The following is a 25,208-nucleotide window of genomic DNA, read 5'->3' on the forward strand; positions in this document are numbered from 1 at the left end:
TTAAGGAATATTTAAACAAAAAAACACCAGTAAAATGTGTGATTTTACTGGTGTCTGATCAGTCTATAATGATGGACGGTACACGCTGCGGACAACGTTCGTTTGGGAACGGTCTGGTCCGACTGAGAAAATAGAAAGTGGAATACCTGTTAATTGTGAAATGCGCTCTAAGTAATGACGGGCATTTGCAGGCAGTTCACTTAAATTCTTCACACCTGTAATATCCTCTGTCCAACCTGGCATTTCTTCGTAGACAGGTTCACATTTCGCTAATTCATTTAGACTTGCTGGGAATTCTTCAGTGATTTCTCCGTTCAATTTATAAGCGACACAGATTTTCAATTTCTCAATCCCTGTCAGTACATCGATGGAGTTAAGAGATAAATCTGTAATTCCGCTCACACGGCGTGCATGACGGACAACAACACTGTCAAACCAACCAACACGGCGCGGGCGGCCAGTTGTCGTACCGTATTCACGGCCAACTTCACGGATTTGATCGCCAATTTCATCATGGAGTTCTGTCGGGAATGGGCCATCACCTACACGAGTTGTGTAAGCTTTTGATACGCCGACCACATGTTGAATTTTCGTAGGACCTACACCAGAACCAATCGTCACGCCTCCAGCCACTGGGTTAGATGACGTCACGAACGGATATGTTCCTTGATCGATATCAAGCATAACGCCTTGTGCCCCTTCAAAAAGAACACGGCGGCCTTCATCTAGAGCATCGTTCAATACAACAGATGTGTCCACGACATATTTTTTCACTTGCTGACCATATTCATAATACTCATCTAAAATATCTTCAATTTTGAAGCCTTCTGTGTCGTACATTTTCTCTAAAAGACGATTTTTCTCTTCTAGATTACGGGCAAGCTTCTCTTCAAATACTTCACGATCTAATAAATCTGCGATACGGATTCCGACGCGGGCAGCTTTGTCCATATAAGCTGGTCCGATTCCTTTTTTCGTCGTACCGATCTTGTTAGCCCCTTTCCGCTCTTCTTCTACCTCGTCCAATTTTAAGTGATAAGGCAGAATGACATGGGCTCTATTGCTGATTCTGAGGTTATCTGTACTCACATTCCGTTCGTGAAGATACGCAAGCTCAGTGACCAACGCTTTAGGATCAACCACCATTCCATTACCGATGACACAAGTTTTCTCTTTGTAAAAAATACCGGACGGAATGAGGTGTAGCTTGTAAGTCACTCCATCAAATTTGATTGTGTGACCTGCATTGTTTCCCCCTTGATAACGGGCAATCACCTCTGCATTTTCTGAAAGGAAATCGGTAATTTTCCCTTTCCCTTCGTCACCCCACTGCGTACCTACTACGACTACTGAAGACATATCGTGCACCTCCGTTAACCTTTCAAAACGTTATCTCTTTCAAACACATTTATTTTATCAATGGACAATGAAAAAGTCAACGTGAAATCCGAACATTAATATCTCGAAATCAAATTTTGTTCGTTTTACATGTGAGGAAAAGCGCTTTAATTGCTCATTCTACGCTTAAACAAGAAGATTTCGATCAAAATTACTGTTTTTCTCATTTCCGTTTGTTCAGTGATTTTCAATCAATTGAATCATCGAACTTGCCATAAAGTCGGGTGAATATGGTCTACCTTTTCTCAGCCACCACTCAGCTGTTCCAACATAAGCAGAAATGACAAATTGCTTCTGCATTTCGAGAGGAACGTGTTGTGGATCAGGTGGTGAACCTGTAACTTCTTCGAGCCCCAAAGTAAAGCTTTCTTCAAAAAAAGCACTGGCCGTCTGATGAATATTAAGCTCTTTTCCCCTTTTCAAGAGAATCTGATACTCCTCTTCATGTTCCTGCAAATGCTGATAAAAGCGATAAATATACACATATGCTGCATGGTCGCTCTTCCACTCATTTTCATGTACAGGAGCAAAAATAGCGGTTTTCATGACATCAAACATCTCATCCATGACCTGCTGAGCTAAGTCAAACTTATCCTCATAATGCTGATAGAAGGTTGTGCGATGGATCCCTGCCTTGTTCGTCAAATCTTGTACAGAAATCTTCCCCCATTCCTTCTCCTTTAATAACTGAAATAATGCTTTTCTTAATTGTTGCTTTGATTCAGTTGCGCGCTTATCCCCTCTGTAGCAGTCCGCCACAAGCCGCTCTCCCCTTCCCATTTTCTTCAACAGATTTCGCTTTTCTGTTGGTTGAATCCTTTCTCCTGATGAATTACCTTTAAATCTAACACAGTAAAAAAAAGGAATCATCTGACAACCCATAAGGAGTGATGATCATGGAAACAACAACACCTAGTGCCGTTCAAAAAGCGTTATTAAGAGGGAAAAATAAGCAGGACCCGTATCACCCATTTGATTGGTACGCCAAAATGCGTCAAGAATCTCCTGTTCATTTTGATGAACACAGCCAAACATGGAGTGTCTTCACCTATGAAGAAGCAAAGCGCGTCACCATCGATAAAGATACCTTTTCTAGTCAACCTCCTCAAGACCACCGGAAACATTCACTGATGAAAACAATGGTCATGATGGACCCGCCAAAACATACACGAATCCGTTCCATTGTGAGCAAAGCTTTTACACCCCGGGTGATGAAATTGTGGGAACCACGCATTCAAGAGTTAATGGATGATCTCATTGGACAAATAGAAGGTAAGGAAGAGATTGATCTTGTTCAAGACATCTCCTATCCGCTTCCTGTGATAGTCATTGCAGAGCTTTTAGGTGTGCCAACAGAACATAAACAATCCTTTAAAGAATGGTCCGATATCCTCGTCAGCATGCCTAAAAGTGAACATGAAAAAGATGTCGTTGAATGGCAAAAAACACGGGATCAAAGCGAAGCGGACATGATGGCGTTTTTTGCTGACATCATTGAAGAGAAGCGGCAGAACCTTAGTGAGGATTTGATTTCGCTTTTAATCCAAGCGGAGGAAGATGGAGATAAGCTGTCCGCAGACGAATTAATTCCTTTCTGCAATCTTCTCCTGTTAGCAGGCAACGAAACGACCACCAACCTGATCTCCAATATGATCTTTAGTTTGTTAGAAAATCCGGGGTCGTATGAAGCGCTCGCTCAATCACCTGACCTCATTCCTCGAGCTGTGGAGGAGGCTGTCCGTTTTCGTGCCCCTGCGCCTACAATTGTCCGGTATGTCACAGAAGACACCGAACTTGGAGGGAAAGTCTTGAAAAAGGGAGACAGTGTGATTGTCTTTCTTGCTTCTGCGAACCGGGATGAGCGTCAATTTCCAAACGCACATGAGTACGATATACACAGGCACCCTAATCCTCATATTGGCTTCGGCCACGGCATTCATTTCTGCCTAGGCGCACCACTTGCTCGCCTAGAAGCCTGCACTGCCATCAAAGCCATACAGTCACGATATGAATCACTAGAGCTTCTCTCTTACGTCCCAATGACAAGCAGCGGTATGTATGGACTAAAAGAACTGAAGCTCCGTGTCACGCCTCGTTCCTAACAAAAAAGGCTCCCACGAGATGGGAGTCTTTCTTAATCAGGTGTAATTCCTTCTGTATTCATGAGCACCACTCGATATCCATCTGGATCTTCAATCGTCACGCCTCCTCGATCCCAGTACGGGTTCGTAGAGGTGACATGCCGTCCACCAAATGCGATCAGTCTCTTTTTCATCTGCTGAAATTCTTCTTCATTCGGAATATAGAATACAAGCAGCTGCTCTGGGTGGGGAACAGGCAAGCTTTCGTCTTCTTCATGTTTGGTGATTTCCAGATGAACATGCTGGTGAGGAAGCCCAAGCATGACCCCATCATACCCTTCATGCTGATCAAATGAGCCAATTCGTTTCAGCCCTAAACCTTCTTCATAAAAAGAAACAACCTCTTTCATGTTGACGGTCGGACGTGCGATGCGTAATTGAGCGGCTTCGAATTGTTGAAACTTCATCAGTCATCACTCCTTTTCTCCCTTTAGTATACGATCTGTATTTCTGTCTCTCCTCCTCATTTCGAATGTTTTTCAGTCATTCTTTCGATGTAGATGGATCAAAAAAGCCCAGCTTCTTGAGCTGGGCTTTAAGCACCGGGCGGAACACCCGCATCGTCAAATCTTCTTTCTAAGTTGACGAATTTGTTATATTCTTTCACGAAAGCCAGTGATACCGTTCCAACTGGACCGTTACGCTGTTTCGCAATAATAATTTCAATAATGTTCTTATTCTCTGATTCTTTGTCATAGTAATCATCACGATAAAGGAACGCCACAATATCGGCATCCTGCTCAATACTTCCTGATTCACGAATATCAGACATCATCGGACGTTTGTCCTGACGCTGCTCTACCCCACGAGAAAGCTGTGATAAGGCAATGACCGGCACTTCAAGTTCTCTTGCTAGTGACTTTAAAGCCCTAGAAATTTCAGATACCTCTTGCTGACGGTTATCGCTTGATCGTCCACTCCCTTGGATGAGCTGTAAGTAGTCAATCAGGATCATGCCAAGCCCGTTTTCTTGCTTCAAACGGCGGCATTTCGAGCGAATTTCACTGACTCTAATGCCAGGTGTATCATCAATGAAAATCCCACTGTTTGATAGCGAACCCATCGCCATTGTCAGCTTACCCCAGTCCTCTTCTGTGAGGTTACCGGTTCTTAGGTTTTGTGCATTGATATTTCCCTCGGCACAAAGCATACGCATGACCAGCTGCTCAGCGCCCATCTCTAAACTAAAGATGGCGACACTTTCATCTGTCTTGGTCGCGACGTTTTGTGCAATATTTAACGCAAAGGCTGTTTTCCCTACGGACGGACGAGCCGCTACAATAATCAAGTCATTTCGCTGGAAGCCAGCTGTCATGCGGTCAAGCTCTGAGAAACCCGTTGGAATCCCAGTGATATCACCTTTTCGATTATGAAGCTGTTCAATATTATCATATGTCTGAACAAGAACGTCTTTAATGTTTTGGAAAGCTCCTGAGTTTTTACGCTGAGCCACTTCCATAATGGTTTTTTCAGCATCACTCAATAGATCTTCTACTTCATCCTCACGCGTATATCCATCCTGTGCAATGGTTGTTGCTGTACGGATCAGACGTCTTAAAATAGATTTTTCTTCCACGATTTTTGCATAATATTCAATGTTTGCGGCAGTTGGGACAGAGTTCGCAATATCGGTTAAATACGAAATCCCGCCTACCTCTTCTAGTAAGTCTGTATTGGCAAGTTCTGATGTCACCGTGACAAGGTCAACCGGTTCCCCTCTATCACCAAGTACAAGCATCGCATTGTAAATCTTTTGATGCGACATTCTATAGAAATCCTCTGGAATTAATACTTCAGAAGCGAGCGTTAGCGCAGATGGTTCTAAAAAAACAGCACCTAATACGGCCTGCTCGGCTTCTATATTTTGCGGCGGCAGCCGGTCATCGAGAAGTTCCGTCATGCCAAGCACCGTCCTTTCATAAAAAAATACGCTACTCATCATTTTAACATTTTCATCAATAAAAAAGTGAAAAACATCAACTATAGTCAAAATTACCATGTGGTTGTTTCATTGAACAGCGAAACATCACACTTCAAATAGAAAAGACTCTGTAACATAAATTGTTATAGAGTCCTTTGTATCGCTAATGGAATTTGTAGCTGTTGTTCACACATGTGATCGATACTCCAACATGGCATGAACACGCACATGATCAAACCTTGCAAATATCAGGTGCGTTTTTTAATCTATCGTTTTCTTAACTCCGTAATTCACCTTTTGTCCAATGTCTTGTAAGGAGCCATTTTGATAACCAATAGATAGCACCAAATCGGGAATAGAATCAAATCCGTTCTTGGCTAAGTCAAAGAGTTGTGCACCATAATGTGATGCAGCAATACGGGCATTTTCTGCTGTGTATGGATTTTTCAGAAGTTCTTCTTTGTAGATATCAAAGATGTTCGCTCCGGTATCCGTTACAAATTGACCGTTTACAATGCTTAAATCTTTTAAGTCGTAGCCTGTCACCGTTTTGATTTGATTGACAAGGTGGAACTTTGCAAGTGAATCCGGCGTGAATTGAGTCGAATCATCATTTCTACTTTTCATAATATGGAAAAATAGTTCTCTTGTATTGTTGCTTGTATTTAATATGTCTTCTATTTGTTTGATCAATGATTCATCAGTTGATCCGCTCACCACTAATTTGAAATGATTTGGATCAATGGTAAAAGTTAAATTGGCGTTTTTAGGAATGTTCAAACCATTGGTAGAAAACAAAGCTTGCAGTTGTTCGTTCACCTTTTGGCGATTCAATAGTTTCTTTTCTACACTTTCTTGGGTAGGGTCGTACCGATTTTCATTACGGAAGGCGGCATCATTAAAATTATAATACCCTCCTCTCCCATGGTTAGCCCAACCAATTTCCATAGAGTAAGCAGCATCTCTTTCTGGTTTGGTTAGGTCACTTCTGAAATAAGGAGAGTATGGATTTCGATACTTATCAAATATATGACCATGAGGATCTTTGAATCGTTTGTTTTGTTCATTTATTTTTTCGTATTTTTCATCTAATATTTTCATCCGTCTATCAGATTCGGTCATCACTTCATTTGTACTTTTAATAGCTGATTGACCTTTAGAATCTATTTGGTTCAGATTGTTCGAAGAACTGGCTGTATATGACGTATTAATATTCATTTTGATTCTCCTTTTTTAAGAAAATAGTGATTATTAAATATATCGGCAATTCAGTTAAAATTTGTTAGTTTAATGTCGATATAGTAATTATTACAAGGAGGGTTAATATATGACAAATACTATCTTTAAACGTTTATTATTACCAGCATTATTATTGGCGCTTGTTACTAGTTTTTTTGCACCTAAGTCAGCGGAAGCAGCAATTACCGGGAATAACAGTCCTAACACTGCAAGTTCAATGGGATATTGGAAAAATAGTCGTTCAGACACGACAATCTTACCTGAAGGTGAAAATGAAGCGTATTATCAGTTTACGATCAATAAAGGTGAAAGAGTTTATGTCAGAAGTTCGTATAATAAGCAATATACTGGGATGAAAATCGAGGTTTATAACTCAAAATATTCTGATGCGAAAACAGAAGTAATTAATCCTGATTCAGTAACACCCTTTATTTTTGCAAATACTGGTGACGTGACTTCAACTTCAGAAACTTATTTTGTGAAAGTAACCCGTGGTACATATACCGGAGACATGTATTTTTCTGTTTCCATTCAAGATCGTATCAAATCTGGAAATGGGACATTCAATTTTACGGGGACAGCTACAAACTTGGGGAATTCTTCTTTAAATTTTTTAGGGGTTGATTCTTCTGTCATTACAATGGATTTAACGAACAATTCTTCTATTCCTAAAAGTGCAATTGTCAAATCGATTACGACAACTAGCACTCAAACGCCCAACCAAGGGAATGTCACACACAAACTGATGGCTAGTGATAGTAACATTTGGTATCAATCACTTTTCTCCTCTGCAACAAGTGGTTCTTATCGTATATCTCTGGATGATCAATTAAGAGTCGCTCAAAAATGGAGCTTTAAGTACAACGCAAAAGCTACGGCGAGATCTACTATGAGCAATGTCAAAGCCGATATCCGTTACGAATATGATGTCACAGATGGATTTTAAGTGAATGATGTTAACAGATATGTACACCAATTGATCAAAAAGTAAGGGCACATCCCTTACTTTTTTTATTGCCTCATTTTTGATGTTATATGTTATTTCGCCACTTTTAAAACAGCCCCTCCTCTTTCAACACGCTCTCTAGCAGAACCCCGACTGACCATTTCATTTTGTTATGAATGAAAATGTTAAAAAGAAGAGTAGTGTATTTTTGTATGAAAGGACGGTGCTTGGTATGGCGGAACTTCTCGATGACCGGCTGCCGACGCAAAATATAGAAGCAGAGCAGGCCGCATCAATGAATTGGGCGAAATTAACATTTACATAACTTTATGAACATTTGACTTTATAATTAATAACTATTATTATTTGGTTTGCTCACATGATAATTGAGAATCATTTTCATTTGAAGTTTTCAAGTAATACTCTCATCCAACCAATATTCACAAGTCTGCTTTTATCACCATATGAGGATCATTTTGAGGAAGGGAATTTTTATATATGTTGAAACACCCTGAAGGAATGGGTACTGAGAATTCACTTTTCGGAGAAAGCCGCCCCTTTTTTATACCTGGGACGGAGCAACTGGATATCACAGCACACCCATACAGACTTTTTATATTTAAACCGAATGCTACTCCTCCAGCGGCTGGTTTTCCAGTCATGTACGTACTTGATGGAAATTCGCTTTTTGGCACAATGGTCGAAGCCATTCGTTTACAGTCAAGAAGACCTGAAAAAACAGGAATCATACCTGCAATCATTGTTGGAATTGGCTATCAAACAGAAGAATCCTATCATCCGCTTAGGCATTATGATCTCACTCTTACCGCCCCTGATGCTTCCATTGGGAGGAAAAGAAAGGACTTCTCCAACCATACATATGGCGGCGCTTCTACTTTCTTTTCTTTTTTAGAAATGACGGTAAAGCCCTATATCGAACAACGCTTTCCGATCAACCAAAGTCGTCAAACACTGTTTGGGCATTCTCTTGGCGGTCTTTTTGTATTACACACACTATTTGAGCACCCTGATGCTTATCAGACATATATTGCAGGGAGCCCTTCTATCCACTGGAACAAAAAATTATTTCTAGAAAAAGAACACCAATTCACCAACTATATACGTCAGGTGCCTATGGATGTCAGGCTGCTTGTAGGTGTAGGTGAGTTAGAAAAACATCATCCATGTCAAATGAATGATCATGCCAATTCACTAGCAAATCGTATGTTGCCTTTATCGTCATACGGCTTGCATACTGCCTATCACGAGTTCCCTGAAGAAGGACATACGTCCGTTTTGCCGGTGCTGATGAATTATGCTTTTCGTTTTGCACTCTATCATGATGATCCTTTAACAACCACAGACATGAAAAAAAGCTAGTGAACACACGAAATATAGTGATCTATCTCAAAAGATTGCCCTTATCACAGGCGCAGGACGGACAACGAATGCAAGTATTTCTCTATACCCTACGCACCCTGATCTCCATCAGGGTGCTTTTTTGACAGAATAAACACACCATTTTCCAGCTCTTTCTGATACAATTCAATTGAGAATGTTTATCAATTAATAAGAGATCAGGTGGTTTTATGGGAAACAATCATCAATTATGTACAAAGGTAAATGCTGAACAATGCATTTATCGATTAACATATACTGAAAAAATAAATAATGCAGATCTTCCACATACGGAGCAGCAGTTGTCAGATACTTTCTGCCTCCTCTTTAACATAAGCGGCAGCGGTTTACTTACATTGAATGATCAAAGATGGCGATTGAAAAATCTGACACTCTATACGATGATGCCTGGGGAAACATTTATGTTGAAAACAGAGCCTTATCAAAAACACGAGCTCTACCTGTTTCGCTTTCAGATGTACACGCCGCAAGGTCAAAACATAGAAGAAGTATCAACTGAACATGCCCGCTCTTTACTGAATGTATGGCAATTTATCGATATTAGCTCGATTGAACACATTCATTCTTTACTGTCCGACATGACAGCAGAATGGCAAAAACCTGAATCCATTAGCTTTTTTAGAAGCCAAACCCTTTTTCAACAGCTCATTCTGCAGCTTTTCACACTGCATAAAGAAGACATTTGTGACACAACACACGCCCTTTTCAAAACAAAACAATATATCGATCAACATTCCGAAGAACCTCTCAGCCTTACAAGTCTATCTCATATGGCTGGTATCAGCGCCAATCATTACAGCGAGCTATTTAAAAAGCATTTTGATGTGAGTGTCACTGATTATATCACCAAGAAAAGAATGGCTAGAGCCAAACAGTTCATGGCGAAAGGTCATGCAAAGCTCAAAGACATTGCACAGGACATCGGCTATCAAGACCCCTATTACTTTAGCCGCATCTTTAAGAAAAAAACGGGTATCACTCCTTCTGCTTATATGAAAAGCCGTCAACGGAAAATGGCTGCCTATGGTCATTCCATACTCGGGCAGCTCACACCCATTCATATCATCCCATATGCTGCCCCTCTTCACCCTAAATGGACAGCACATGATTTTGAGCATTATGCAGAAGAAATTCCGATTCATCTGAGTGCACATCGTATCAACGAGCACGCTGAAGCCAATTTACAGCAATTAAAGGAAGCACAACCTGAGCTGATCATTGCCAATGATCATGTGACAGAGGAAGAAAAACAAGTGTTGAAAACCATCTGTCCTGTGCACTTTGCTCCATTCACACAATTGGATTGGCGCACTCAATTCAGACAAACAGCTCTGTTCTTAAACGAAACGAGGGAAGCAGAAGAATGGCTGCTTCATTACGAAGAACTCGTTAATCAAGCGAAAAAGGAATGCGTTATTGATCATCCACCAAGAACCGTCCTGCCTCTTCGTATCTTTCAAGATCAGCTCTACTTATCTGTCAATCGCACCATGTCAGAAGTAATATTTCATGACATTGGCCTTCTGCCAGCTTTTCAGAATGATGGCCAGCTCATCGAAAAAAAAATCAGCATTCACTCTATACAGCAGTTAGACCCAGATGCCATCTTCCTTTTGTTGCATAAAGAACCAAAAACCCTTGCTTTTTATCAAAAGTTAAAGCAACAGGAGGCTTGGCAAAATCTCAAGGCTGTGACGCAACAAGCCGTCTATCCACTCGCTTCTGACCCTTGGCGTGAATACACAGCAGCCAGTCATCAACGAGTCATTCAGGACCTTTTATCTTTTTTTCCGTAAAAAGTCCATCACTAGACAGATCATTGTCTATGGATAAAAGGACGAATGACTACTACAATCTTTAATTGAGAACAATTATCAGTTAAAGGAGAAAACAAATGAAAAAATGGTTCGCATTGCTTATCCTTTGTATCATGACGATCATCGCAGCAGCCTGTGGTGCTGCAGAAAATAAACCGGCTTCAAACACAACCAAAAGCAAGTCAGCTGAAGTAGCAGAAACAAACATCAAATACTTAGATCAAACGTACAAACTGAAAACACCAGTGAAACGAATCGTCATTGCTGGAAGCCTAGAATCGATGGAAGATGCAAAACTACTTGGTATCGACCCTATTGGTGCTTCTACTGTCGGCGGCACTTTCCCTGAATTATTTAAAGACATTACAGCAAAAACAGAAGGCATTGGGGAAAAAACAGAACCGAATCTAGAAAAAATCTTAAAACTAAAGCCAGACGTGATACTCGGATCAACCAAGTTCCCGCCTGCAACAATTAAAAAACTAGATAAAATCCAAACGACGATCCCAGTATCACATGTCTCTTCCGACTGGGAAAGCAACCTTTTATTACTCGGTGAACTGACTGGAAAAAGTGAAGAAGCGAAAAGCATCATTTCTGATTATCAGAAAGATCTCAAACAAGCGAAAGAAACCCTGAAAGACAAAAGCAACAACAAAACAGCTGTCATTTTACGCATTAGACAGGGCGACCTGTACGTGTACCCTGAAGACGTATACTTCAACTCTACTTTATATGGGGACTTAGGGTTTACAGCACCAAGTGATATCAAAAAAGCCAAAGCACAAGCAATGATTTCATTGGAACGCCTAGGCGAACTCAATCCTGATTATATCTTTGTTCAGTTCTCCCAAGAGGAAAACTCATCGAATCCAAATGCATTGAAGGACTTAGAGGGAAATAAAATTTGGAACAGCCTAAAAGCTGTGAAAAATGGACACATCAATGAAAATGTCGTTGATCCTATGCTTCAGGGAGGAACAGCACTAAGCAAAACCACCTTCCTTGATCAGGCTGTCAAATGGCTAGATCAAACCAACTAAAAAGATGCGCATCTTGACAAAGGGCTAAACATTTTAGCCCTTTGTTCTTCTTTTCAGCAGAGCTTGAAAACTTGAAGGAGAGAATACACATGAACGGAACGTTTCTATATGACGAATTGAACGGGCGGCAGCTTGATATTTACCTTCCACCGGACACCTCTATTGATGTTCCAGCTGTCTTTGTACAAGATGGCTCTTCTTTGTTTAGAACCCACCTGCTAGAGATCGAAAGCATGATTGAAGCCAAAACCATCTCGCCAATCATCATCGTCGGTATACACCCATTCAATCGACTTGACGAATATACACCATGGAAAGCATCATCACTGCGTTCTGGATTCCCTGACTTTAAAGGTGAGGCACAGACATATGTGTCATTTTTAGCAAATGACTTGCTTCCATATATCAAAAGAGAATACCCAGTCAAACAGACCGGTCATGAACATAGTCACATAGGTGCTTCATTAGGTGGGCTATTTGCAATTTATACTTTATTGATGTACCCTGCTCTTTTTAAAAACATCGCATCTATCTCTGGATCATTTTGGTATCAAGATTTTCTGCCGTTTGCTAAACAACAAAGCATTCAGTCTGCGGACCACCTTGTCTATTTGTCTGTAGGCAGTGAAGAAGGGAAAGGCAAAACATCTGTCCAACAGCACATGCCTTTATTCAACAAACAACTCCATGATCATTTATTACAGAAAGGGATGCAGGAACGAAAGCTTCACTTTCACATTGAACAAGGAGAGGGCCACCATCTGAAACAATTTCAAAAAAATTTCTTATCGGCCATCAAGTGGTTTTATAAAAGAAAACCTTAATTTTTTATCAGCAAGTCACAAAGTCGATATGGTATATTGGAACGTATAGATTGAAAGAGGAGGGATTTGCGCATGAGACCTTTACAAATCTCAGCCGATACCGCACAAAAGCTTGCTGCATCACTCAATGTACCGTTAGAGCAAATCATGCATATGCCGCAGCACATCTTATTAGCTAAATTAGCGGAGCTTGAACAGAAGAAAGATCGTTCTTAAAGAAATAAAGGAGTTTACATTCATGGAACAACAACTAGAAAAATCAACATTTCATCCTCGCAGTACAGGGCAAACCATTTTGCTGATTGCTGGGATTTTACTCATTGCCTTTAACCTGAGGCCAGCCATTACGTCTGTTGGTCCTGTGATCGGTGCCATTCGTTCTGATTTACAGCTATCAAATGGACTTGCTGGTTTCCTCACGACATTACCACTGCTCTCATTCGCATTGCTATCTCCCATTGCACCTAAAATCGGAAAACGTCTTGGGAATGAACGAACACTTTGGCTTGGGCTTGCTGTCCTGCTCTTTGGGATTGTCATTCGTTCATTTGGCAGCATCACCTTTTTAATGATGGGAACGGCGCTAGTTGGCGTCGGGATTGCGATTTGTAATGTGCTTTTACCTGGACTTGTGAAACATAAATTCCCTGCACATGCTGGATTAATGACAAGCGTGTATACGACATCGATGTCCGTTTTTGCTGCACTTGCATCTGGTGTCAGCGTTCCGCTCAGTCATGCGATGCCTGGGGGCTGGAATACATCATTCCTTGTCTGGGCCGGACTTGCCCTTCTTGCGATGATGGTGTGGGCGCCGCAGCTTCTTCATCAGAACACAGCTGCTGTCAAAAGCATTTCGCTCAAAGAGCAGCCAATATGGCGTTCACGTGTCGCATGGCAGGTGACCTTTTTTATGGGCTTGCAATCATTCCTTTTCTACAGCAGTATCGCATGGTTTCCTGATATTTTGACATCACATGGCATGAACCTGGCGACAGCGGGATGGATGCTCTCTATTATGCAGTTCACTGGTCTGCCATCCACCTTCTTAACGCCCGTCTTTGCAGAAAAATTAAAAACGCAAAGACCGCTTGTCGTCGGCCTTGTCCTTGTGTATTTACTCGGCATGATTGGACTCCTTCTCGGAGGGTCGACGCCTATTCTTGTCATCTCTGTGCTATTCATCGGCGTCGGACAAGGGGCCAGTATCAGTCTTGCCCTCACATTTATCGGATTAAGAACAACCAATATGGAACAAGCAGCTGCCCTCTCTGGAATGGCGCAGTCACTCGGTTATTTATTAGCCGCTGTTGGTCCATTCATGATCGGTATCCTTTTTGATGTGACACATACATGGACGCCAGCCATTATCATTTTTATCATCGTCCTATTTTTCATGTTTATATCCGGTATGCGTGCTGGACGAAGCGTCTATATTTCAGATCCATCATAAACAAAGAACCCGTCTCACGAGGAGACGGGTTCTTTTCTGTTTATGCTTGTTCTGTGACGTGCACCTTTAATGTTGCTTGTACTTCTGGGTGAAGCTTCACCGGTACATTTGTGTATCCTAACGCACGGATGGCATCATTCAACTCGATTTTACGCTTATCGAGTTTGATTTGATGTTCTTTTTGCAATTTATCAGCGATCTGTTTGCTTGTGATCGATCCAAATAGACGACCGCCTTCACCTGATTTAGCAGTGAGTTCCACTGTCAGCGCCTCAAGTGTTTCTTTTAATTGTTTCGCTTGCTCAAGCTCTTGGATGGCATTCTTTTTCTCTTTGTTTTTCTGCCCTTCCAATGCACTTAGGTTCGTTGGAGTTGCTTCAACAGCTAACCCTTGTTTGATGAGAAAGTTGTGAGCGTATCCGTCAGCTACATTTTTGACTTCGCCTTTTTTCCCTTTGCCTTTTACGTCTTTTAGAAAGATGACTTTCATCTTTGAACCCCTCCTTCGAAATATTCGTCTATGGCAGCTTTTAACTTCTCTACCGCTTCTTCAATGGTTATACCATAAATCTGGGTCGCAGCGTTAGTTAAATGACCGCCACCATCTAATGCTTCCATAATAATTTGAACGTTGATATCCCCTAACGATCTTGCACTAATACAAACCGTATCGTCATCTCGCCTTGCGACAGCAAATGATGCTTCAACCTCACTCATCGACAAGAGAGAATCAGCCGTCTGTGCGATCGTAATTTGATCATAATACTCAGATCTGTCAGACGGCAAGGAAGCAATCGCTACCTGATTTTGATACAGCTCTGTATGCTGAATGAGCTTTGCCCGTTTGATGTAATGATCGACTGTCTCTTTCAAAAACTTTTGCACAAGGACAGGATCTGCCCCTTTTGCACGAAGGTAGGATGCTGCATCGAACGTTCTTGACCCCGTTCTGAGGGAGAAACTCTTCGTATCCACGATGATCCCAGCAAGAAGTGCTGTGGCTTCAATCATGTTAATCCGCAATTTCTTCGGCTGATACTCTAACAGCTCTGTCACAAGTTCTGCTGTAGATGAAGCATACGGCTCCATATAGACAAGTAAAGGATCACGGATAAATTCCTCACCACGTCTATGGTGGTCAATGACAACGACGTTTTCGATCTTATTTAGCAGTCGTTCTTCCATCACAAGCGACGGTTTATGTGTATCTACGACCACAAGCAATGTGTCATCCTTTGCAAGCTCCATCGCTTCCTCAGGCGTGATAAAACGGGACCAAAGTTCTTCATAATTCTTAATTTCACTAATTAAGCGTTGAACGCTGTCCCCAATCTGGTTGGCATCAATGACGATGTAACCTTCTTTTCCATTCGCCTGAGCAACCTTTAAAATCCCGATCGAGGCACCGATAGAATCCATGTCGGGGAACTTATGCCCCATGATCATGACATTACCGCTTTCAGATACAATTTCTTTTAAAGCATGTGAAATGACCCGTGCGCGTACTCGTGTCCGTTTTTCCATTGGATTGGTTTTCCCACCGTAGAATTTCACTTTCCCATTCGGCTGTTTAATCGCTACCTGATCCCCGCCTCGTCCGAGGGCAAGGTCAAGACTCGACTGCGCAAGTGCGCCAAGTTCTTTTAAAGAAGGAACAGACGCACCGATTCCAATACTAAGGGTAAGTGTGGCGCTATGTGCCCCTGTTTTCTCACGAACCTCGTCTAAAATGGAAAACTTCGATGCTTCAAGCTCTGCTAAGATGCTCTCGTTTAATACCGCCATAAATCGTTCAGATGAAATTCTTTTTAAGAAAATGCCGTATTCTTGTGCCCAATTGTTTAACAGCGATGTGACTTCACTATTAATCGCGCTGCGCACCTGATCATCAAGACCCTGCGTGACATCATCATAATTGTCTAAAAAGATATAAGATAACACCGTTCGTTCATTTTCATACTGTCTTTCAATCTGCACTTGTTCCGTGACATCAAAGAAATATAAAAGGCGCTCTGACCGTTTAATAATGACTTTGAATTTCCGGTCATTCAGCGTCACATTTTCTGTCTCAACCTCTTGTTTAATAAGAGGCACAATGGATTCAAATGTATCATACAAGGATCTGCCGACAAGTGTGCTTTCATGGAAGCACGAAGCGAGAAATGGATTGGTCCATTCGATATAATACTGGTCATTAAACAGCATAATACCAATTGGCATCTCCATTAATGCTTCTTCTCCAACCTTTTTGACTCGATAGGATAATGTTGAAATATATGAATCAATCTCTTTTTGTACCTGCGTATCTGCCCACTTTAAAAAGTAGAGCACACCCGCAAGGACTAAAAGACCAACCGCTCCTATGATCCAATTAAAATAAAGGTTGAGGAGGACTGTGATCACCGCAAGAACAATTAACGCGAAGATCGGATACTTGATGACAGGTTTTCGATAGAAGCTTGGCACTGATATCAACTCCTCAACATTCAGAGTGAATTATTTGTTTTTACTTTTTCTCTTAAATCAAAGCCTATGTCAGCAATCCCTATAATACGCACAATCACACCGATTGGCGGAAAGAGAATCGTCAATACGACGGCAAAAATGGGTACCACTTTTGAGATGTTTTTTTCGTGGCAATAATAGAAGATAAAAGAAAAGCCCTGAATAAGCACCAGTATAAATAAAATTTGAAAAGCACTCGTTTGCACGAGCGATAAAAAGCTGCCTTTCTCCGGCTGAATCAGCATCAAAAGCAGTGTGAGTAAATAATACCATACCATGCTTTTTGGCAGCCGCATATCCTTAAATTTCTTAAGAGCTGGCATGTCTGGAACAAACCGTTTGATCAACGGCCGCACAAACCAATGATTGACGAAAGACATCAGCGTGACAAAAATCAAAAGCGCTACAGGTAAAGAATTTAATGCCGTATCCTGCATCTCTCTAAACTGCTTGAGTTGTTTTGCTATCTCCTGATCAGAAGCGCCAGATTGTTTTAAGGTACTCTCTACCATCGGCATGATTTGGTCAATTGATTCCTTTGCGACACCCAGTATATCTACTTGAAACAGCTGGACACTGACAACAAAGTAAATGAGAAAACTGAATAAGTAGATCAGCGCACCCGTAATAATAGCCTGACCTGGATGCCTCCTGCTGTAGAAAACACCCATACCTACTCCAACAGCAATCAGCATTGGCGCACTTAACAGCCCATTAATAGACCCAATTAAAAAGCTGATCACTATGCCAATAGCGCCAGCCGCAATTCCTTTTTTCAAGCCATGCCTGATTGTATAGAGAATGATCGGAATCGGAGCAGCCATGAAGAAAATAATGGCTAAAAGTGGCACATACAAATAAAACAGCGTCATCACCGCAAAAATACTGATCATGATAGCGCCTTCTACTAACGCTTTTGTTTGTTTCACACCTTCACCTCAATCCAATCATTTTTCTATATCTTGCTCAATGTGTACTTCTATGTATACGTACGATGTACGCTCCGTCATATCTTGACCCAACCTTTATTTTACCATAGCCGTAAATCGCAAGTAAAATGCAGGCTATTCCAAGAACGTTTCACGTGGAACAACTTAGATCGTCTTGTACATGCAACTTTTCAGACAGCATGTTACAATTTTTTAGATTATTCTTAGCTATAAACCCTGAATTCAAGGTCAAAAGCTGTTAGAATAGAAACATCATCAATAAAAGTAAGAAGGAGAATTCACATGGGAAAAACACTCGTATTCGGACACAAAAACCCTGACACAGACACGATTTGCTCTGCTATCGCTTACGCTGATCTGAAAAACAAAATTGGCGTTCAAGCAGAAGCTGTCAGACTTGGAGAAATCAATGGAGAAACACAATACGCATTAGATTTCTTTAAACAAGAAGCACCTCGTTTCATTGAAACGGCTGCAAACGAAACAAAACAAGTCATTCTTGTCGATCATAACGAATTCCAACAAAGTGTAAGCGATATTGATCAAGTACAAGTGACAGAGGTCATTGACCATCACCGTATTGCCAACTTTGAAACAAGTGAACCTCTTTACTATCGTGCTGAGCCAGTTGGCTGCACAGCAACGATCTTAAACAAAATGTACAAAGAGCACCAAGTCACAATTGAAAAAGAAATCGCTGGTTTGCTTTTGTCTGCGATCATTTCTGATTCCTTGCTATTCAAATCCCCAACATGCACACAGCAGGATGTTGATGCTGCGCATGAGCTGGCAAAAATCGCAGGAGTAGACCCTGAAGTATATGGTTTAGATATGCTGAAAGCAGGAGCTGACCTAAGCCAAAAAACAGTTCAAGAATTAATCACACTGGATGCAAAAGAATTTGCACTAGGTAACAGCAAAGTCGAAATTGCACAAGTTAATACAGTTGATATCGCTGAAGTAACAGCAAGACAAGCTGACATCGAAGCAAAAATCAATGAAGTCATCGCAGCGAAAGGTCTTGATCTATTTGTTTTAGTGATCACAGACATTCTAGAAAATGACTCTCTTGCGCTTGCACTTGGTGCTGAAGCAGCAAAAGTAGAAAAAGCATTCAATGTCACACTTGAAAACAACACTGCTTTACTAAAAGGTGTTGTATCAAGAAAGAAACAAGTCGTGCCTGCACTAACAGACGCACTTTCTTCATAAACATAAAAAGACTGCTGACATCTTCAGCAGTCTTTTTTCTTCTTTTAATGAAGGTACATATCGCTGACAAGAATATCCTTTAGCACGCTTGTTGGAATCGTGAATTCAACTACACCCATGTAACCAGGCGCCACATCATATTCGTTGAAGGAAATCACCAGTTTGCCTTTTGAATTGATATAGAAACTTTGATCTGGCTGAATCTTCTTAAACGGATCAACCGTATCTTGCTTCGTCATCCAGTAAATCTTATTTGAATCCTCTTTCATCTGTTTCTTCATTTGTTCTTTAATATTTTCACTAATCACATCAATATAACGGTCATCTTTAAACAGACTTGGTAATGTAATGAGTACATGGTTTTTCTTATCCACCGTATCATATGTCATTTCCTCTGCTGCAGAAGCCTGAGTCGTCACCTTGTATCGACCTAGTGAAAGAATTTGATCATTGTTTGTTCTTACTTCATATCCGCTCTCTACACTCAAATGACCATTTTTATAACCCTTTGTTTCCTTTTCAAAATCTTGATAGAGCTTTTTGTTTTCAGCTAAATATTTTTGATTCAGGCTGTCTTGTAATTTTCCGTCCCCAAGCCCTGAAACGTGTGGTGTTTTGAGATCAATATTTGTTCCCTGATCGCTCTTTTTAAATTCTGTGAACGTCACGACTTTCACAAGCTCTCCAATGACGGGTACTTCTGAAATCGCTCTTGCTGCCTGCGGACTGACATTTACAGTGGTGACAAAAAGAGCAGCCGCAGCAACAAGTCCGATCGTCCATTTCTGAAAATGAGGTTGCTTGTTTTTTCGTTTTAATGTCCGTTCAACCATAGCATCGTATTCCGGGGGAATAGGGATTTCTAGATATTCCTCTTTTAACTGTTCCAAATGCTTATCCATTTATATTTCCTCCTGCGATAATTCTACTTTTAAAAGCCGCAACGCCTTATATAATCTTGTTTTAATGGTGTTTTCATTTTCTCCAAGAATATGAGCAATGTCCTCTAGCTTTAAATCCTCAAAGAATCTTAATATAATGATGACCCGATACATCTCCGGCAAATCTTCTATTGCCCGTCTGACATCTTGATCCTCATAGACATCCGATTCACCCTGTGATAAAAATTCCAGCGTATCATCGTCTGTCACTTGCACACGCTTCTTCTTTCGTAAAAAGTCGAGGGCAGCGTTTACGACGATTTTATAAAACCAGCTATGCATCTTGGTCGCATCCTCTAATCGGTGAACAGATTTGAGTGCTTTATGAATCGCCTCTTGAACGACATCCATCGCATCTTCTGGGTTTTTGACATAGCTATAGGACAATCGATAAAAACTGTGTTTATGCTCCATTACGTAATCCGCAAATTGATCATCAATCTTTCGTTTCTTCATTTTACAAAGAGCTCCTTTATCTTAAATGCGCATCTGTTATTTCTTACATTGGATAGACGCGCACCTGTTAAAAATAGTTTGCGCTCCATTATTTTTTTAACATGTCATCCCATTTACGTTTCTATACAAAAAGAGCGAACCTGTGGCGGGTTCACTCTTTTAGAGTAGTTATTTTTTGATAAACAAATGGTTTGAGTGGTGATAGCGGATGAATGATGGACACTCCTGTTTCCTGCTCCACCTGCTTTGCAGCGTGAACCATCGAGAGCTGCATCACACAAATATCTCCATACTGCTGCTTCACAGATTGCCTTAACTGTTCCATAATTCGCTCATGGTAGGCTTGTATATCACCGTTCAAGCAAAGATGAAAGACATCCTCTAGCACAACCACTTCTGCCTTCAACTGCTTTCCCCGCTCTTTTACATATGAAGACAGTCGCTTCATCGTCCCTTCTACTGTATCTGGGTTTGAAAACACTAGCTGAAGCGGACCCTCTCGCTCACAAATCTGCTCAAATAACGGCTCATCTATCGGAACAATTGGTTGTTTGAACAGGTGCTGCTGCTCCCCCAAAGCCGCAATGTATTGTGTACACGTTAATAAAACAAGATCAGCCTCTCCTTCTTGCATGAGTCTGTTGATCGCATAGGTTTGCTGCTGCTCAAGATCAAATGCGGGATCTTGTTTGGCTCGTTCCATAAATGATGAATCGACGATGTGATGCAGATCAAATCCTGTGTCATAGAAAGCGTCGTCAATGTAAGAAATATTAGATGGATGTGCGTGAAGGCAGTGTAATCGAATCATTAGGTCCGCTCCTCATAAAAGTTTTCACTCATTATATCAATCCTTGTATGAAATAGGGAACAACATGACCATATTGTTAAGGAGATATTGAAGGAGGGATTCTACCTTGAAAGAAGATCAACAGCCTACATCATCTTCAGAGTCAGAAGAAACCTTGACGAATCGCCAAGGTCACCCGGTAACAGATAATCAAAACATGAGAACCGTTGGGAATAGAGGACCGACTACGCTTGAAAACTACGATTTCCTAGAGAAAATCAGTCATTTTGATCGTGAACGCATCCCTGAACGTGTCGTTCACGCACGAGGTGCCGGCGCACACGGATACTTTGAAGCCTACGGTACATTCGGTGACGAACCCATTTCCACTTATACAAGAGCCAAATTATTTCAAGAGAAAGGAAAAAAGACCCCTGTCTTCGTTCGATTCTCTTCTGTTATTCACGGCGGACATTCACCAGAAACTTTACGCGATCCGCGGGGATTTGCGATTAAATTTTATACAGAAGACGGCAACTGGGATCTCGTTGGGAACAACCTCAAAATTTTCTTTATTCGAGATGCTTTGAAATTCCCTGATTTGGTTCATGCCTTTAAGCCTGACCCTGTCACCAATCGTCAGGATGGTGAGCGCATTTTTGATTTCGTTTCACAATCACCTGAAGCAACACATATGGTGACATTTCTCTTCTCGCCATGGGGCATTCCTGCCACATACCGGCACATGCAAGGCTCTGGCGTCCATGCCTATAAATGGGTGAATCATGAAGGAAAAGCAGTGTTGGTCAAATATCACTTTGAACCAAAGCAAGGAATTCGCAACCTGACACAAGAACAAGCCCAGGCCATTCAAGGGGAAAACTTTAATCATGCCACACAGGATTTATATGAAGCCATTGAACAGGGGGATCATCCTGAATGGGAAGTATACGCGCAAATCATGGAAGATGACACCCACCCCCATCTAGACTTTGATCCACTCGATCCGACAAAGCTCTGGTACAAGAATGACTATCCATGGAAACCGATCGGACGAATGGTGCTAAACAAAAATCCAGAAAATTATTTTGCAGAAGTGGAACAGGTTGCCTTTGGGACGGGGGTTCTTGTAGACGGATTAGATTTCTCAGATGATAAATTGCTGCAAGGACGTACCTTCTCTTACTCTGATACGCAGCGATATCGAGTCGGGCCAAATTATCTACAGCTGCCGATCAATGCACCTAAAAAGCATGTTGCCACCAATCAGCGAGATGGGCAAATGGAATATCATGTGGATCAAGGAAAAGGACAAAACCCCCATGTGAATTATGAACCGTCCCTTCTCGGAGGATTAAAAGAAGCGCAGCAAGATGGAAAGGATCATAAGCCTTTTGTAGAGGGTGAAGTCAAACGAGAAGCCATTGACCGTCCGAACAATTTCGGACAAGCCGGAGAAACCTATCGCCGCTTCAATGATTGGGAACGTGAGGAACTGATTAAAAACTTAGTCAACACCTTAGCTACCTGTCAAAAAGACATCCAAGACCAAATGATCGAAAACTTCACAAAAGCTGATCCTGACTACGGAAAACGTGTGGCCGATGGCTTAAAAGCCTTCAAACAAGAGGAGCCAAGCGGTCCCATTGGATCAACAGGCGCGGCACAGGCTGTCAACGATGCGATCAACAACAGCACCCCTTCAGATCCTTATTAATGAAAAAAGAATGCAGCGGAGTGGCTGCATTCTTTTTGTATACATCTATTATGCGTTTTGACCTTTTTTGATCCATTCTGCTACATTTACTGTACGTTTCGCCTGATGTTTTGCGGCTGCTTCTGCATCCTCTTGGATCTTTCCATTTTGGTCAACAGTCACACTCACACCGTAAGGGTTACCCCCTGCGCCGTATAGGGAATCATCCGTGTATCCAGGAGCAGCAATAATGGCTCCCCAGTGGAACATCGTTGTATACAGGCTCAGAACCGTCTGCTCCTGTCCGCCATTTGGATTTTGTGCAGATGTCATCGCACTCACTGCTTTGTTTGCTAGTTTCCCTTGGAACCATAAACCGCCTGTTGTGTCTAAGAATTGCTTCATTTGAGCCGGTAAGTTACCGAAACGTGTCGGCATGCTGAAAATAATGGCATCTGCCCACTCTAAGTCACTTAACTGAACCTCAGGGACATCTTTTGTTTCATCTAAATGTGCTTTCCATGCTGGATTTGATGCAACAACTGCTTCTGGTGCCAATTCAGGAACCTTTAAAATTTTGACTTCAGCACCAGCTTCTTTCGCTCCAGCCTCAGCCCATTTTGCCATCTGATAGTTTGTACCTGTTGAACTATAATAAATAATCGCTAGTTTTACGTTTTCCACTTGTTCCATCTCCTTTTGTTTGGTTTGCCCAAATAGCTTCTGTAAAAATCCCACCTGTATTCCCCACCTTATTTAAATTGACGACGATACCACAATGCCGCAGCATCGACTTCTTCTCTCGTTAGCTGATGTCCACGATTTTCCCAATGAAGCGTTACGGATGCTCCCGCCTCCTGAAGCAGTTGCTCCAGTTCCTGAGATTCCTCAGGACGACACATTGGGTCATTTTCACCAGCTGCTATAAAGACTTGTTTCCCCGCTAATGAAGGTAATGAAACCCCTCGTCTTGGGACCATTGGATGATGCAGGATCGCTCCTTTCAGCGCATCTCCGTAATGGAATAACAGACTTCCAGCAATATTCGCCCCGTTTGAATAGCCGATGGCTACCACATTGTGACGATCAAATCCATACTTATCTGCTGCTTCCCCGATAAATGTATATAATTCCTCTGTACGCTCAATTAAATCTTGCTCATCAAAAACACCCTCTGCCAAACGCCTGAAAAAACGCGGCATGCCGTTTTCTGATACATTTCCTCTCACACTAAGAACAGATGCTTCAGGATCTACCACTTCTGCAAGCGGCAATAAGTCTTGCTCTGTCCCGCCAGTTCCATGCAGCATGAGAAGGACAGGTTTTTGTTCATTCTTTCCTTTTTGAAAAAGATGCTTCATCATGAATCTCCTTTCCCTTTGATTTCTCTTACCTCAATCGGCAGCACGATTTGTTCAATCTGACTGCGCTGCGCCTCATATTGCGGTGGCAGTTTCAACGCTTCACCCATCGTTTCCACAGATTCATCGTGTGCAAACCCTGGAGGATCGGTCGCAATCTCAAATAATATGCCGCCAAGCTCTCTAAAATAAATCGCATTGAAATAATTTCGATCTTGCACAGGCGTCACTTGATATCCGCTTTGCGCAACATGTCTTTGCCAATCCAATTGATCCTGATCATCTGTTGCTCTCCACGCAATATGATGTACAACACCCACACCCATACGTCCTCGTGCAACAGGTGTCTTGTTCACATCAATGACATTGCCGATTTCTCCAAACGAACGGAATCTCACATAATCTCCTTCAGTGCCGACTTTTTCAAGTCCCATCGTTTGCTCTAGCAGTTGCATCGTTTGCTCAGGCTGTGAAGTTAATAAAACAGCTCCGCCAAACCCTTTAATTGCTACTTCTGGTGTCACCCCATTAAATGTCCAGTCATTCTGTTTTCCTTCTTCACGCTCTACAAGTTCTATCAATAAACCGTGCGGATCTTCAAATGAGAGAAAGGCCTCACCAAAGCGTTCAATCATTTCATAAGAAACGTCAAACTGCTCAAGGCGTTCCTTCCAAAAAGAGAAGGCACCGGTCGGTACGACATATGTTGTCACACCTACTTGACCTGCTCCAATTTGTCCCTTTTGTGCACCTGGCCAAGGGAAAAACGTAATAATGGTACCTGGAGAACCTCCTTCATTTCCAAAATATAAATGGTATGTGCCTGGATCATCAAAATTGACGGTCTTTTTCACGAGACGCAGACCTAAAACACTTGCATAAAAATCAACGTTCTCCTGAGGATGACCAACAATTGCTGTGATATGGTGAATTCCTGCTGTTTTCTTCACTTCTAATGACCTCCTCTTCATGACGTAACATGTCCCTACTCATTATGTCTTGACTGACGCTTTTATATTATCTCGAATTCGAGATATATGACCAAAAAATATATTTATCTCGAATTAAGGATATTCTTTTTTGAAATAGATGTCAA

The 25,208-nt window shown here is 41.6% G+C and carries 24 protein-coding genes; 10 read left to right on the forward strand and 14 right to left on the reverse strand.

The genetic code is table 11. From position 1 onward, the window contains the following. Window positions 1–63: 63 nt before the first annotated feature. Window positions 64–1,359, reverse strand: coding sequence for an adenylosuccinate synthase (locus ACTJJD_RS15045; RefSeq protein ID WP_007497400.1), 1,296 nt, complete (start codon window positions 1,357–1,359; stop codon window positions 64–66). A 216-nt stretch (window positions 1,360–1,575) separates the two neighbouring features. After that, a complete protein-coding gene (locus tag ACTJJD_RS15050; RefSeq protein WP_304414256.1) occupies window positions 1,576–2,157 on the reverse strand; it encodes a TetR/AcrR family transcriptional regulator in 582 nt (193 codons plus the stop codon). A gap of 137 nt (window positions 2,158–2,294) precedes the next feature. On the opposite strand from ACTJJD_RS15050, the gene ACTJJD_RS15055 reads away from it, so the two are divergent. Further along, window positions 2,295–3,500 carry a cytochrome P450 gene (locus ACTJJD_RS15055; RefSeq protein ID WP_148779908.1) on the forward strand — a complete coding sequence of 402 codons (1,206 nt, stop codon included), beginning with the start codon at window positions 2,295–2,297 and terminating at the stop codon, window positions 3,498–3,500. A 32-nt stretch (window positions 3,501–3,532) separates the two neighbouring features. Here the strand turns inward: ACTJJD_RS15055 and ACTJJD_RS15060 are convergent, their stop codons facing one another. The 3 genes from ACTJJD_RS15060 to ACTJJD_RS15070 all read right to left on the reverse strand — a co-directional run bounded on the left by ACTJJD_RS15060 (window position 3,533) and on the right by ACTJJD_RS15070 (window position 6,678). Beyond that, window positions 3,533–3,946, reverse strand: a complete 414-nt coding sequence (locus tag ACTJJD_RS15060; RefSeq protein WP_008347509.1) for a VOC family protein — start codon at window positions 3,944–3,946, stop codon at window positions 3,533–3,535. 128 nt (window positions 3,947–4,074) lie between these two features. Beyond that, the gene (dnaB, locus tag ACTJJD_RS15065) at window positions 4,075–5,439 is read right to left on the reverse strand and encodes a replicative DNA helicase (RefSeq protein ID WP_003214779.1); all 1,365 of its coding nucleotides are present in this window, start codon (window positions 5,437–5,439) and stop codon (window positions 4,075–4,077) included. Between the two features lie 282 nt (window positions 5,440–5,721). Next, window positions 5,722–6,678, reverse strand: a complete 957-nt coding sequence (locus ACTJJD_RS15070) for a DUF4885 family protein (RefSeq protein ID WP_440608598.1) — start codon at window positions 6,676–6,678, stop codon at window positions 5,722–5,724. A gap of 109 nt (window positions 6,679–6,787) precedes the next feature. Here ACTJJD_RS15070 and ACTJJD_RS15075 point away from each other — a divergent pair, with 109 nt between their 5' ends. The 7 genes from ACTJJD_RS15075 (at window position 6,788) to ACTJJD_RS15105 (ending at window position 14,201) form a co-directional block, all read left to right on the forward strand. Beyond that, window positions 6,788–7,645 (forward strand): hypothetical protein, encoded by an 858-nt coding sequence (locus tag ACTJJD_RS15075; RefSeq protein WP_008347513.1) that lies wholly within the window; start codon window positions 6,788–6,790, stop codon window positions 7,643–7,645. Between the two features lie 498 nt (window positions 7,646–8,143). Then, window positions 8,144–9,025: an alpha/beta hydrolase gene (locus tag ACTJJD_RS15080; RefSeq protein WP_035390120.1), complete on the forward strand. Its 882-nt coding sequence runs from the start codon at window positions 8,144–8,146 to the stop codon at window positions 9,023–9,025. Window positions 9,026–9,234: 209 nt separating this feature from the next. Beyond that, window positions 9,235–10,860 (forward strand): AraC family transcriptional regulator, encoded by a 1,626-nt coding sequence (locus ACTJJD_RS15085; protein WP_440608599.1) that lies wholly within the window; start codon window positions 9,235–9,237, stop codon window positions 10,858–10,860. 98 nt (window positions 10,861–10,958) lie between these two features. Next, the gene (locus tag ACTJJD_RS15090; protein WP_440608600.1) at window positions 10,959–11,924 is read left to right on the forward strand and encodes an iron-hydroxamate ABC transporter substrate-binding protein; all 966 of its coding nucleotides are present in this window, start codon (window positions 10,959–10,961) and stop codon (window positions 11,922–11,924) included. 89 nt (window positions 11,925–12,013) lie between these two features. Next, on the forward strand, window positions 12,014–12,748 hold the full coding sequence (locus ACTJJD_RS15095; RefSeq protein WP_160758315.1) for an alpha/beta hydrolase: 735 nt from the start codon (window positions 12,014–12,016) through the stop codon (window positions 12,746–12,748). Window positions 12,749–12,820: 72 nt separating this feature from the next. Next, window positions 12,821–12,964 carry a YycC family protein gene (locus ACTJJD_RS15100; protein WP_008347524.1) on the forward strand — a complete coding sequence of 48 codons (144 nt, stop codon included), beginning with the start codon at window positions 12,821–12,823 and terminating at the stop codon, window positions 12,962–12,964. 22 nt (window positions 12,965–12,986) lie between these two features. Then, complete coding sequence (locus ACTJJD_RS15105; RefSeq protein ID WP_017368453.1) at window positions 12,987–14,201, forward strand: CynX/NimT family MFS transporter; 1,215 nt, start codon at window positions 12,987–12,989, stop codon at window positions 14,199–14,201. 40 nt (window positions 14,202–14,241) lie between these two features. On the opposite strand, the gene rplI is transcribed toward ACTJJD_RS15105, so the two are convergent. Genes rplI through ACTJJD_RS15120 form a run of 3 tightly spaced genes read right to left on the reverse strand, consistent with a single transcriptional unit; the run spans window position 14,242 to window position 17,635 of the window. Beyond that, window positions 14,242–14,691 (reverse strand): 50S ribosomal protein L9, encoded by a 450-nt coding sequence (rplI, locus tag ACTJJD_RS15110; RefSeq protein WP_007497423.1) that lies wholly within the window; start codon window positions 14,689–14,691, stop codon window positions 14,242–14,244. Continuing rightward, window positions 14,688–16,667 carry a DHH family phosphoesterase gene (locus tag ACTJJD_RS15115; RefSeq protein WP_017359884.1) on the reverse strand — a complete coding sequence of 660 codons (1,980 nt, stop codon included), beginning with the start codon at window positions 16,665–16,667 and terminating at the stop codon, window positions 14,688–14,690. Before ACTJJD_RS15115 ends, rplI begins: the two co-directional genes overlap by 4 nt. Before the next feature lie 20 nt (window positions 16,668–16,687). Further along, on the reverse strand, window positions 16,688–17,635 hold the full coding sequence (locus tag ACTJJD_RS15120; RefSeq protein WP_440608601.1) for a YybS family protein: 948 nt from the start codon (window positions 17,633–17,635) through the stop codon (window positions 16,688–16,690). A 303-nt stretch (window positions 17,636–17,938) separates the two neighbouring features. Between ACTJJD_RS15120 and ACTJJD_RS15125 the strand changes: the two genes are divergently transcribed. Continuing rightward, a complete protein-coding gene (locus ACTJJD_RS15125) occupies window positions 17,939–18,868 on the forward strand; it encodes a manganese-dependent inorganic pyrophosphatase (protein WP_008347534.1) in 930 nt (309 codons plus the stop codon). 44 nt (window positions 18,869–18,912) lie between these two features. Here the strand turns inward: ACTJJD_RS15125 and ACTJJD_RS15130 are convergent, their stop codons facing one another. The 3 genes from ACTJJD_RS15130 to ACTJJD_RS15140 form a co-directional block, all read right to left on the reverse strand. After that, window positions 18,913–19,770 (reverse strand): DUF3298 domain-containing protein, encoded by an 858-nt coding sequence (locus ACTJJD_RS15130; protein ID WP_440608602.1) that lies wholly within the window; start codon window positions 19,768–19,770, stop codon window positions 18,913–18,915. Then, window positions 19,771–20,265 carry an RNA polymerase sigma factor gene (locus tag ACTJJD_RS15135; protein WP_007497431.1) on the reverse strand — a complete coding sequence of 165 codons (495 nt, stop codon included), beginning with the start codon at window positions 20,263–20,265 and terminating at the stop codon, window positions 19,771–19,773. Window positions 20,266–20,416: 151 nt separating this feature from the next. Then, window positions 20,417–21,076, reverse strand: coding sequence for a hypothetical protein (locus tag ACTJJD_RS15140; RefSeq protein ID WP_440608603.1), 660 nt, complete (start codon window positions 21,074–21,076; stop codon window positions 20,417–20,419). Between the two features lie 196 nt (window positions 21,077–21,272). Here ACTJJD_RS15140 and katX point away from each other — a divergent pair, with 196 nt between their 5' ends. Continuing rightward, window positions 21,273–22,772 (forward strand): catalase KatX, encoded by a 1,500-nt coding sequence (gene katX / locus ACTJJD_RS15145; protein WP_440608610.1) that lies wholly within the window; start codon window positions 21,273–21,275, stop codon window positions 22,770–22,772. A 48-nt stretch (window positions 22,773–22,820) separates the two neighbouring features. On the opposite strand, the gene wrbA is transcribed toward katX, so the two are convergent. Genes wrbA through ACTJJD_RS15160 form a run of 3 tightly spaced genes read right to left on the reverse strand, consistent with a single transcriptional unit; the run spans window position 22,821 to window position 25,083 of the window. Continuing rightward, on the reverse strand, window positions 22,821–23,444 hold the full coding sequence (gene wrbA / locus ACTJJD_RS15150) for an NAD(P)H:quinone oxidoreductase (RefSeq protein WP_045034926.1): 624 nt from the start codon (window positions 23,442–23,444) through the stop codon (window positions 22,821–22,823). Between the two features lie 59 nt (window positions 23,445–23,503). Next, the gene (locus ACTJJD_RS15155; protein ID WP_024718443.1) at window positions 23,504–24,115 is read right to left on the reverse strand and encodes an alpha/beta hydrolase; all 612 of its coding nucleotides are present in this window, start codon (window positions 24,113–24,115) and stop codon (window positions 23,504–23,506) included. Next, on the reverse strand, window positions 24,112–25,083 hold the full coding sequence (locus ACTJJD_RS15160) for a ring-cleaving dioxygenase (protein ID WP_171465983.1): 972 nt from the start codon (window positions 25,081–25,083) through the stop codon (window positions 24,112–24,114). The genes ACTJJD_RS15155 and ACTJJD_RS15160 overlap by 4 nt, the downstream gene beginning before the upstream one ends. Window positions 25,084–25,208 lie beyond the last annotated feature (125 nt).

This window comes from Bacillus sp. 22446 (assembly GCF_052044955.1).
Taxonomy (GTDB): domain Bacteria; phylum Bacillota; class Bacilli; order Bacillales; family Bacillaceae; genus Bacillus; species Bacillus altitudinis.

Bases quoted from the DNA above. Each gene is read 5' to 3' on its own strand.
- ACTJJD_RS15045 (WP_007497400.1), bottom strand. From the start codon at position 1,359: ATGTCTTCAGTAGTCGTAGTAGGTACGCAGTGGGGTGACGAAGGGAAA.
- ACTJJD_RS15055 (WP_148779908.1), top strand. From the start codon at position 2,295: ATGGAAACAACAACACCTAGTGCCGTTCAAAAAGCGTTATTAAGAGGG.
- ACTJJD_RS15060 (WP_008347509.1), bottom strand. From the start codon at position 3,946: ATGAAGTTTCAACAATTCGAAGCCGCTCAATTACGCATCGCACGTCCG.
- dnaB (WP_003214779.1), bottom strand. From the start codon at position 5,439: ATGACGGAACTTCTCGATGACCGGCTGCCGCCGCAAAATATAGAAGCC.
- ACTJJD_RS15070 (WP_440608598.1), bottom strand. From the start codon at position 6,678: ATGAATATTAATACGTCATATACAGCCAGTTCTTCGAACAATCTGAAC.
- ACTJJD_RS15075 (WP_008347513.1), top strand. From the start codon at position 6,788: ATGACAAATACTATCTTTAAACGTTTATTATTACCAGCATTATTATTG.
- ACTJJD_RS15080 (WP_035390120.1), top strand. From the start codon at position 8,144: ATGTTGAAACACCCTGAAGGAATGGGTACTGAGAATTCACTTTTCGGA.
- ACTJJD_RS15085 (WP_440608599.1), top strand. From the start codon at position 9,235: ATGGGAAACAATCATCAATTATGTACAAAGGTAAATGCTGAACAATGC.
- ACTJJD_RS15090 (WP_440608600.1), top strand. From the start codon at position 10,959: ATGAAAAAATGGTTCGCATTGCTTATCCTTTGTATCATGACGATCATC.
- ACTJJD_RS15095 (WP_160758315.1), top strand. From the start codon at position 12,014: ATGAACGGAACGTTTCTATATGACGAATTGAACGGGCGGCAGCTTGAT.
- ACTJJD_RS15100 (WP_008347524.1), top strand. From the start codon at position 12,821: ATGAGACCTTTACAAATCTCAGCCGATACCGCACAAAAGCTTGCTGCA.
- ACTJJD_RS15105 (WP_017368453.1), top strand. From the start codon at position 12,987: ATGGAACAACAACTAGAAAAATCAACATTTCATCCTCGCAGTACAGGG.
- rplI (WP_007497423.1), bottom strand. From the start codon at position 14,691: ATGAAAGTCATCTTTCTAAAAGACGTAAAAGGCAAAGGGAAAAAAGGC.
- ACTJJD_RS15125 (WP_008347534.1), top strand. From the start codon at position 17,939: ATGGGAAAAACACTCGTATTCGGACACAAAAACCCTGACACAGACACG.
- ACTJJD_RS15130 (WP_440608602.1), bottom strand. From the start codon at position 19,770: ATGGATAAGCATTTGGAACAGTTAAAAGAGGAATATCTAGAAATCCCT.
- ACTJJD_RS15135 (WP_007497431.1), bottom strand. From the start codon at position 20,265: ATGAAGAAACGAAAGATTGATGATCAATTTGCGGATTACGTAATGGAG.
- ACTJJD_RS15140 (WP_440608603.1), bottom strand. From the start codon at position 21,076: ATGATTCGATTACACTGCCTTCACGCACATCCATCTAATATTTCTTAC.
- katX (WP_440608610.1), top strand. From the start codon at position 21,273: ATGAGAACCGTTGGGAATAGAGGACCGACTACGCTTGAAAACTACGAT.
- wrbA (WP_045034926.1), bottom strand. From the start codon at position 23,444: ATGGAACAAGTGGAAAACGTAAAACTAGCGATTATTTATTATAGTTCA.
- ACTJJD_RS15155 (WP_024718443.1), bottom strand. From the start codon at position 24,115: ATGATGAAGCATCTTTTTCAAAAAGGAAAGAATGAACAAAAACCTGTC.
- ACTJJD_RS15160 (WP_171465983.1), bottom strand. From the start codon at position 25,083: ATGAAGAGGAGGTCATTAGAAGTGAAGAAAACAGCAGGAATTCACCAT.